Genomic DNA, 10,249 nt, shown 5'->3' on the forward strand with positions numbered 1-10,249 from the left:
GGGTTCCGGTGGTGGCGGCCTGGGACGACTCGCCGGCGGCCGGCGGGCTTGGCGAGTGCTCCGCACTCGTCCGCTCGGCCGAGGCGTTGCGTTTCAGCGCCCCGGAGCTGGCCGTCCAACTCGCTCGCCGGGCGCTCTCGGTGCTCGCCGACGCGTCGGGCTCCGACGGCGTCGACCACGGCGACGGCCGAGCCCTGGTCCTGGCCATGCGAGCACGGGCGGTGCTGGCCGCCGGTCTCGTTCGGGTGAGCCACTACATCGACGCGGTCGAGCCGGCCTTCGCCGCCCTCACCCTCGCCGAGGGGGAGGGCATGGCCGAGCTCGCCACGTCGGTGCGGCTCGACCTCGCCGCGTGCGCGCGCGAGGTGGGTGAGCCCCTGCTGGGCTGCGCGTTGTTGCGGCCGGTGCTGGAGGCCGCGCAGTCGGAGCCCTCGGTGCGGGCGACGGCGCTCGCCCGGCTCGTCGGGTGCACCGCCCATGTCGGCCGGCGTGACGACGTGGAGGACGCGCTCGCCGAGGCCGACCGGCTGCTCGCCTCGGACGAGGCGCTCAGCCCGGACGCGCGGCGCATGGAGCGTGCTCGGCTGTCCGTGCGGACGGCCGCCTACCACCGTTGGTACGGCGACACCGAGGACGCGGCCGAGGCGGCGCGTGAGGGTCTCGGCCAGCTGAACCGGCTGCGGGGCGGCCGCCCGGAGACCGCCCGCCTCCGCGCGCAGCTGGTGCTCGAGCTCGTCTCCGCCCTGCTGGACGAGGGCGACCTGGGCGAGGCCGAGGCGGCGTCGCTGCCGTTGCTCGACGAGCCGGTGCGGGCGACGTCGGCGGCGGCGGTCGGGCAGCTGATGCTGGCCGTGTCGACGCGGATCCACCTGCCCCGCGGACGGGTCGAGCGCGGCCGCGGCCTGCTCGACCAGGCGGTGTGGGTGGCGGAACGGCACGGACTGGACAACCTGCTCGCCGAGACGCTGACCGTGGTGTCCCAACTCGACGAGCGCGCCGGCCACACGACAGACGCCCTCGAGTGGCTGCGCACCGCCCGTGCCGCCGAGCAGCGCAGGCTGCGCGCCAGCGCCCGGGCCGCCCGGCGCGTACTCACCGAGGTCGGCTCCCCCGCGGAGTGGGACGTGTCGGCGGCCAGCGCGCTGCTGCGCCAGGTCGTCCAGCGGGTGACGCAGCCGGTCGCCCCGGCGATGGCCCCCGTGCAGGCCCTCCCCACACCGGCCGTGGTGGAACGGCCACCGGAGACCGACGGGGTGACGGGGCTGCTCAACAGCGCTGGCCTGGTCCGCCGGCTGAGCACGGTGCGCAACGGCGAGCGACCTGTCGCCCTGACGCTGGTGCGCCTCGCCGAGGCCGGGGAGCGTGCGGGAGCCAACGGCGTCAACCTCGTCGAGCTCGCCCGACGGGTGCGCGACCTGGCGCCCGCCCATGCCGAACTCGCCCGCTCCGACGGCACCGAGCTGGCCGTGCTCCTGCCGCACACCACCCGCGACCAGGCCGAGGAGTTCGCCAAGTCCCTCCGCGAGACGGCGATCGAGTCCAACTGGCTGGCGACGGCCAACGCCAGGAGCATCACCACGGGCGTCGTCCAGTCCAACCCGGACGCCGCGTCGGTCGACGCCAACGCCCTGCTGAACGCCGCCCGCGACGCGCTCAGCAAGGCCGAGCCCGTCCGGCATCCGTCCGACCGCACCCAGCCGGTCGACGTGACGGCCCTGACCGCCCAGGCCCTGGCCGACCTCCAGGACGTCGGCGACACGCTCCGCATCGGCCGTTCGATCATCAGCTCCCTGAGCATCCCCGAAGGCAGCGGCGGCCGCCGCCGCGCGGAGACCGGCACCTTCCCCAAGCTCTCCAGCTCCGGAGACGGCCAGCCCACACCGGCCGGCACCACGCACCCGCCCACCGGCTCCCCCCGCCCACCCGCGCCGTCCGACTCTCCCCACTCGCCCGCGCCCTCCACCCCACCCGGTTCCCCCACAGCTCCGCGGCACGCGACACCCGCCCACGGCATGCCGGCCCTCGACCCGTCGAGCCCACCCCCCGCGCCATCCTCGACCGACAGCGGCGCCATCTCCGCCAACTCCTCGTTCGCGGGTTCACCCGCCGGCGGGGGATCGCCCTCCGAACGGAGCGGGCAGTGGCCACAACCGCCGTCATCCCAGCCCTCCCACGCGAGCCAGACCCCGGCAGAGCCCACCGATGCCCACGCCCCGGACACCCGTGAAGCTGGGACCCCGTCGCCGGCGCAGCCCGTGCCCGGCACCGAAGGCTCCACGCCCGGCCAGCACCAGCCCAGCAGGGCCAGGCACAGCTCGTCGGGCGTGTTCCCGGTTCCGGGGACGAGCTGGCCGCCGGACACCTCGAGGCAGGACCCGCCGACCCCGCCGCTCGGATTCGCCGGCTTCACCGGCACCGACGCTCCCGGCTTCCGTGCGAGCCGGGGATCTGACGCGCCCGCCGCCCACACCGCCGACCATGGCGCGGCGGCCGACAACCCGACCGGGCAGCCGACGACAGGAAGCCCCACCTCGACGCCAGCCGCGCCCGGCACGGCCGCCGATGCGTTCGGCGACTTCGGCCCGGGCGCGTCCGGCAGCGGGCTGACCACTGAACTCGCTGACGCTCACGGCTCCGACCCGGGTACTGCCGGAGCCGGCTCTCCAACACCGGGGTTGGCTTCCAGCCCGCGGCCGCACCCAGCGGACACCCGCGCTTCGGGAGCGGGAGAGGGCGGGACCGCCGGCTTCCCCACGCCCGGAAGCGCACCGTTCAGCTCCGAGCGGAGCGACACCGCGTTGCCCGCGTCCGGGGCTCCGGAGCCCACGGCTGCCGCCGGCGAGGCCTACCCACCGCCGGTGTCGTCGCCCCGCGAGGCTGCCGCGGTGGAGGCGGTGGAGGAGGGGTACCGCTCCTCCTACGAGGAGACGCGAGCCGAACTGGCGCGGTTGATGTCCGCGCTCGAAGCCGGAGCGCCCGACGCCCCTGTCGAGCCGCGCAGCCCAGCCGTCACTCCGGAATCCTCCGGAGGGGACACCGCTGCGGAGCCCTCACGAGGCGAACCCGCCTCCAGCGGCCGGTGGTCGTTCCCCGCACCCGGCACACCGGTCGCCCTGCCAGCGCCCGCTCGGCCCGGCGACGACCAGACCCCTCGCTACGGGCTCGCCCTCTCCGTCCCCGCGCCGCCCGAACCAAGCGAAGTCCCCGAACCACCCAGCCCCGCCGAGGTGCCCGAACCCCCTCCACCGGAGCCCGTCCCGACCCCACCGAACGACCCCGGGGCCTGGCCACCGGGCGAACCAGGTTCGAGGCCACCGGGCGAACCGGGGTCGCCGCCACCCGGCGAACCGGGGCCGCCGCCACCCGGCGAACCAGGGTCGCAGCCGCCCGGTGATCCCACCGTCGTCCCCCACCTCGGCGCGTACCCGGGGACCACGGGCCAGGAAGCACCTTTCGGCGAACCGGTGGATCCGCCGACACCCAGCCCCCGGCCCCGGCGCCGCGGCGAACGCTCCTCCACCGCCATCGCCGGGCTGCTCGCCGACGCGCTCGCCGCCTACCAGGAGACCGCGCGCGACGACCACGACGCGCAGCCGCCCACCCCCTCCGCCGAAGCGGACCTCGCCTCGTTCGACCGCCTGCTCGACTGGCCTTACCAGCCGCCCGCTTCGGGCCGGCATCGGTCACCCGAATGAGGGCGCCGCGTCCTCGTTAATCTGTGCACGATTCAGTGGCTCCTGCAGCGTGGGCCGACCAGTTGATCAGTTTAGGGTGTGCATACCTGTGGCACACCGACGTGCCGCCAATCGTGGAGTCGCGTAGATGACCTCGACCGGAACCCGGACGTCCTCGGAATCACCCGGACCCAGGACCGACGCCGCCGAGGGACAGGAGTCCCCGGAGCAGACTCGGGACGAGCTGATCGAGCGGGCCGCTGCCGCCGCCCCGGACATCGCGGACCTCATCCGCCTCTACTACCGCTACATCCCACCCGAAGAGGTCATCGACCACGATCCGGTCGATCTTGTGGGCGCTGTGCGCAGTCACCGTCGGTTGGCCGAGCGGCGGGTGCCCGGACGTCCCGCCGTCCGCGTGTTCAACCCCGCCGCGTCCAACGACGGCTGGTCCACGGTCGGCACCGTCGTCCAGATCGTCACCGACGACATGCCCTACCTCGTCGAGTCCGTCTCGGCCGAGCTCGTCCGCAGCAACCTGCAGGTCCACCGCGTCGTCCACCCGATCGTCGTCGTCCGGCGGGACGCCATCGGCGGGCTGCGGGACCTCCTGCCCAGCGCCGAGGCCGACGACCCCCCGGCAGACGCGCTCGCCGAGTCCTGGATGTCGATCGAGGTCGACCTCATCACCGACGCCGACCGCGGCCGGGACATCGAGGGCGGCCTGCTCGGCGTGCTCAACGACGTCCGCGAGGTCGTCGAGGACACCGCGAAGATGGAGGGCACCGCACGCGCCCTCGCCGACGAGCTCGAGCAGGAGCAGCCGGTCGACCAGGCCCAGTGCCTCGAAGGCGCCGCCCTGCTCCGCTGGCTCGCCGACGGCCACTTCACCTTCCTCGGCTACCGCCACTACGAGCTCCGCGCCGGCGACCCCCCCGCCCTGCGCGCCTCCCTCGCCAGCGGTCTCGGCGTGCTCCGCCGCGACAGCCTCGCCGAGCGGCACCTGCCCGCCTCCCCCGACGCGGCGAGCCACGCGCTCTCCGCCGACCTGCTCGTGCTCACCGAGGCCAGCGAGCCCTCGACCGTCCACCGGTCGGTCTACCCGTACTACATCGGTGTGAAGACGTTCGACACCGACGGTCAGGTGACCGGCGAGCACCGCTTCCTCGGCGTCTTCACGATCACCGCCCTGCACGAGGACGTCCTCGACATCCCCGTCGTCGGCCGCCGGGTCCGGGAGGTCATCCACCTCGCCGGCTTCCCGATCAGCTCCTACACCGGCCAGAAGATGCTGGAGGTCATCCAGAACTGGCCGCGGTCCGAGCTGTTCTCCACCAGCACCGAGTCGCTCTACCAGACCACCACCGGCGTCATCGCCCTCGCCGACCGCCGCCGGCTGCGCCTGTTCCTGCGCCGCGACCCCTACGGCCGGTTCTACTCCTGCCTCGTCTTTCTCCCGCGCGACCGCTACACGACGACCTCCCGCCTGGCCATGCAGGAGGTCCTCATCGACGAGCTGGGCGGGCGCAACCTCGAGTTCTCCACCCGCATCGGGGAGACCGCGCTCGCACAGGTGCACTTCACCGTGCACACCGCCGACCCGGAACGCGCGATCGAGCCGGACGTCGCCCACATCCAGGCCAGGATGACCGAGGCCGTCCGCACCTGGGACGACAAGCTCGTCGAGGCCGTCTTCGCCGAGCAGCGGGAGCTGCTCACCGGCGCCACCGACGACCGCACGGTCACGATCGGCGCCGAGTCGGCCACCGAGCAGGGCCAGCGCTTCGCCGACGTGTTCCCCGAGGCGTACAAGGAGGACTTCGACGCCACCGCGGCGCTCGCCGACCTCCGCCGGCTCGAGGCCTTGCGCCACACCGGCGACATGGACCTCTCCTTCTACGAGCCTCCGCACAGCGTGCCGGGGGAGCGGCGGTTCAAGCTCTACCTCGCGGGCGAGGGCGTCACCCTCTCCCAGGTCCTGCCGGTCCTGCAGCAGATGGGCGTCGAGGTCGTCGACGAGCGCCCGTACGACCTGCGCCGTGCGGACGGCGGCCAGTGGTGGATCTACGACTTCGGCCTGCGGATCGACCCTGCCGTCGTCGAGGGGCTCTCCGCCGAGGAGCGGGCGGAGCTGCGCACCGAGTTCGAGAAGGCGTTCGGCGCGATCTGGCGCGGCGAGGCCGAGTCGGACCGGTTCAACTCCCTGGTCCTGCGTGGCGGGCTGAGCTGGCGCCAGGCCAGCCTGCTCCGCACCTACGCCCGCTACCTCCGCCAGGCCGGCACGCCCTACTCCACCGAGTACATCGAGGACGCGGTGCTCGGCCACACCGAGGTGGCCACAGCGCTGGTCGAGCTGTTCGAGACGCGCTTCGACCCCGGCATGCCCGAGCAGCGGCGCCGCGAGGCCGCCGACGAGCAGATCAACCGGATCACCGCGATGATCGACGAGGTCACCAGCCTCGACGCGGACCGCATCCTGCGCAGCTTCCTCACCCTCATCAGCGCCACCCTGCGTACCAACTACCACGTCCAGGACAGCGAGGGCCGACCTCGGCCCTACCTCGCGGTGAAGCTCGACCCCGGCCTGGTCCCCGACCTGCCCGAGCCGCGGCCCAAGTTCGAGATCTTCGTCTACTCGCCACGCGTCGAGGGCGTGCACCTGCGGTTCGGCCCCGTCGCGCGCGGCGGGCTGCGCTGGTCGGACCGCCGCGAGGACTTCCGCACCGAGATCCTCGGGCTGGTCAAGGCGCAGGCGGTGAAGAACGCGGTCATCGTGCCGGTCGGCGCCAAGGGCGGGTTCGTGGTCAAGCGCCCACCCGCGCCGACCGGCTCGCCCGGCCCGGACCGGGAGGCGCAGCTCGCCGAGGGCATCGCCTGCTACCGGATGTTCATCTCCGGCCTGCTCGACCTGACCGACAACCTCCGCGCCGGCGAGGTGCTGCCGGCCAAGGACGTGGTCCGCTACGACGGCGACGACTCCTACCTGGTGGTCGCCGCGGACAAGGGCACCGCCACGTTCTCCGACATCGCCAACGAGGTCGCGGCGAGCTACGGCTTCTGGCTCGGCGACGCGTTCGCGTCCGGCGGTTCGGTCGGCTACGACCACAAGGCCATGGGCATCACCGCCCGCGGCGCCTGGGAGAGCGTCAAGCGGCACTTCCGCGAGCTGGGCAAGGACACCCAGACCGAGGACTTCACCGTCGTCGGGATCGGCGACATGGCCGGCGACGTGTTCGGCAACGGCATGCTGCTCTCCGAGCACATCCGCCTGGTCGCCGCGTTCAACCACATGCACGTGTTCATCGACCCCGACCCGGACCCGGCCGCCTCCTTCGCCGAGCGGCGCCGGCTGTTCGAGCTGCCCCGCTCCACCTGGGACGACTACGACCGTGAGCTGATCAGCGAGGGCGGCGGGGTCTGGCCCCGGACGCTCAAGTCGATCCCGGTCAGCGAGCAGGCCCGGGTCGCGCTCGGCCTTCCCGAGGGGACGACCAAGCTCTCCCCGCCCGAGCTGATGAGGGCGATCCTGCTGGCCGAGGTCGACCTGCTGTGGAACGGGGGCATCGGCACCTACGTCAAGGCCACGACCGAGAGCAACGTGGAGGTCGGCGACAAGGCCAACGACGCGGTTCGGGTCAACGGGGCCGACCTGCGGGTGAAGGTGGTCGGCGAGGGCGGGAACCTCGGCCTCACCCAACGGGGCCGGATCGAGTTCGCCAGGCAGGGCGGCAAGGTCAACACCGACGCGCTGGACAACTCGGCGGGCGTGGACTGCTCCGACCACGAGGTCAACATCAAGATCCTGCTCGACCAGCTGGTGCTCCAGGGCGCGCTCGACGAGGAGCAGCGCAACGAGCTGCTGGTGGCGATGACCGACGAGGTCGCCGACCTGGTGCTCGCCGACAACTACAGCCAGAACGCGGTACTCGGGGTGAGCCGGGCGCACGCGGTGCCCATGCTGACCGTCCTGGCCCGCCTGGTCGCCCACCTGGAGGAGCGGGCCGGTCTGGACCGCGACCTGGAGGCGTTGCCGTCCAAGGCGCGGTTCCGCGAGATGGACAAGGCCGGCCTCGGCCTCACCTCGCCCGAGCTCGCGTCGCTGCTCGCGCACGTGAAGCTGTCGCTCAAGGAGGAGGTGCTGGCCAGCGAGCTGCCAGAGGCGGACGTGTTCGCCCGCCGGCTGCCCGAGTACTTCCCGACCCAGCTGCGCGAGACCTTCTCCGACGCGATCGGCCGGCATCCGCTGCGCCGCCAGATCACCACCACGCTCGTGGTGAACGAGGTGGTCGACGGCGGCGGCGTGTCCTACGCGTTCCGGCTCGCCGAGGAGATGAACGCGACGGCCACCGACGCGGTCCGCGCGTTCACCGCGGCGACGACGATCTACGACCTCAAGAAGCTGTGGCGGGACATCCGGGCGCTGGACAACGTGGTACCCACGGACGTCGCCGACGGCATGGTGCTGGAGAGCAGACGGCTGCTGGACCGCGCCTCCCGGTGGCTGCTGTCCAACCGTCCGCAGCCGCTCGCGGTGGGCGCGGAGATCAACCGCTTCCACAAGGTGGTCGTCGAGCTCGCGCCGGTCGTCGGGTCGCTGCTGCGCGGCTCCGAGCGCGCGGTGACCGAGCGGCATGCCGAGGAGCTGGTGGCCCAGGGCGTCCCGGCCGACCTGGCGGCACGCACAGCCTCGCTGCTCAACCGCTACTCGCTGCTGGACATCACCGAGGTCTCCGAGCTCGCCGAGCGCGACGCCGGCCTGGAGACCGACCGCAGCCCTCGGGAGACGGCCGAGCTGTACTACGCGCTGTCCGACCACCTCAACATCGACGCGATGCTCACCTCGATCAGCGCGCTGGAACGCGGCAACCGGTGGCACGCGCTGGCCCGGCTCGCCCTGCGCGACGACCTGTACTCGTCGCTGCGGGCGATCACGCTGGACGTGCTGCGCCAGAGCGACCCCGGCACCACCGCCGAGGAGAAGATCGCGAACTGGGAGCACGCCAACGCGTCGCGCATCGCGAGGTCGCGCGCGTCGCTGGAGGAGATCCACCGGGTGGAGCGGCTCGATCTGGCCACACTGTCGGTCGCCGCCCGGCAGGTGCGCAGTATGGTCCGCTAGTGGGCGTGTTCATAACGGAGGTTCGGCCGCGCTGGTCGGACATGGACGTGTACGGGCATGTGAACCATGCCAACACGGTGACCCTGCTGGAGGAGGCCCGGATCGCCCTGCTCTTCGGCGAGTCCGCCCGGCACGCTGGTGCCGAGCACATCGCGAAGGGCGTCGTGGTGGCCCGGATCGTGGTGGACTACCACGCCCCGCTGGTGGCCAACGGCGGCGTCGTCCGGATCTCGCTGTCGGTTCGCGAGATGCGCCACGCGGCCTTCACCATGGACTACGAGGTTCACACCGGACCCTCGGTCGACGACCCGGTCGCGGTCACCGCCGAGACGTTGCTGGTGCCCTACGACCTCGCGAGCGGCCGGCCACGCCGGATGTCCGAGGCGGAGAAGGACTTCCTCGCCGCCTGGCGCAGTGGGAGCAACGGTGCCTGAGCTTGAGTTCTCCGAGCAGTCGGAGCGGGACGACCTCGGTGCGTTCGTCGCCCGCGCGGTCCGGCTGGACGCCTCGACGGTGGTGCGCCTGCGCAACCGGGAGGGCGGCATGATCGACTCCTGGGTCGCGACGCCGTTCGACGTGCTGGCGACCAGGACGGTCCGGGGCCGGGTCGAGCCGGCCGACGTGACGGTGTCGGGCAACGAACTGCTGGCCGCGCTCGCCGTGTCGCGCGGTGACCGGATCGACCCCGGTCCCGTGCTCGACCTGCAGTGGCGCTCGGCGCTGCCCCCGCAGGCGCACTGGCAGGTGGTGGAGTCGCTGCCGGCCAGCGTCGTCACCGAGCTCGCCGACCGGGGCCTGGAGCTGGCGCGGGAGAACGCCGGCCCGCACGGCACCCCGCCCGCCTCGCTGCTCGACCAGAACGTGCTGACCGTGGCCGGCGACGGGCTCGAGGTCAAGATCCCCCTGCGGTGCCTGTTCGCCATGTCCGGCATGGGCTTCCTCGGGTCCGGCGGCTCGGCGGACGAACACGTCCGGGTCACCGCGACCGACGCCTGGCTGCGCATCGACGCCCGCTACGGCGCGGTCGTCCGGCGCCGGCATGCGCTGCTTCCCCTCCTGGTGTAGCCGTTTTCGTGGCACGATGTGCCCGTTCGGGCGCGACGCGAGGAGTGCGGCATGGCCACCACCGACGACGAGGACCCGACCCGGGCCTTTCTCGACCAGACGGTGCCCCGGGACGACGCGTGGGAGGGCCGTGAGCCCGACGACGGCCCGGCCCGGCCCCGCCACCTGCAGCACCCCACCGAGCAGGACACCGTGCACGCGGCCAAGGAACGCCGCCGCGCCACGGTCAAGAACGTGGCCTGGGCCGCAGCACCCGGTGCCGCGTTCCTGGCCGGAGCCGCCACCGCGCCCGACCCCGAGCCCGAGCCTGAGGTCGATGTCGCCGACGGTGTCGGCGACATCGGCAGTGCCCTCTGAGCAGTGCCCTCTGAGCAGTGCCCTCTGAGCAGTG

General features: G+C 73.1%; 5 protein-coding genes. All 5 read left to right on the forward strand.

Annotation, left to right across the window (positions count from 1 at the left end; all coding sequences use genetic code 11):
• Positions 1 to 11: 11 nt before the first annotated feature.
• On the forward strand, positions 12 to 3,695 hold the full coding sequence (locus BU204_RS15230) for a diguanylate cyclase domain-containing protein (RefSeq protein ID WP_143229523.1): 3,684 nt from the start codon (positions 12 to 14) through the stop codon (positions 3,693 to 3,695).
• A 127-nt stretch (positions 3,696 to 3,822) separates the two neighbouring features.
• Entirely contained in the window at positions 3,823 to 8,793 is a 4,971-nt protein-coding gene (locus BU204_RS15235) for an NAD-glutamate dehydrogenase (protein ID WP_075126321.1), read from the forward strand.
• Positions 8,793 to 9,227: an acyl-CoA thioesterase gene (locus tag BU204_RS15240; RefSeq protein ID WP_233160338.1), complete on the forward strand. Its 435-nt coding sequence runs from the start codon at positions 8,793 to 8,795 to the stop codon at positions 9,225 to 9,227. The genes BU204_RS15235 and BU204_RS15240 overlap by 1 nt, the downstream gene beginning before the upstream one ends.
• The gene (locus tag BU204_RS15245; RefSeq protein WP_075126323.1) at positions 9,220 to 9,858 is read left to right on the forward strand and encodes a hypothetical protein; all 639 of its coding nucleotides are present in this window, start codon (positions 9,220 to 9,222) and stop codon (positions 9,856 to 9,858) included. The genes BU204_RS15240 and BU204_RS15245 overlap by 8 nt, the downstream gene beginning before the upstream one ends.
• A gap of 51 nt (positions 9,859 to 9,909) precedes the next feature.
• Complete coding sequence (locus BU204_RS15250) at positions 9,910 to 10,215, forward strand: hypothetical protein (RefSeq protein ID WP_075126324.1); 306 nt, start codon at positions 9,910 to 9,912, stop codon at positions 10,213 to 10,215.
• The last annotated feature ends 34 nt before the right edge of the window (positions 10,216 to 10,249 follow it).

Origin of the sequence: Actinophytocola xanthii (assembly GCF_001921205.1) — a bacterium.
GTDB lineage: Bacteria > Actinomycetota > Actinomycetes > Mycobacteriales > Pseudonocardiaceae > Actinophytocola > Actinophytocola xanthii.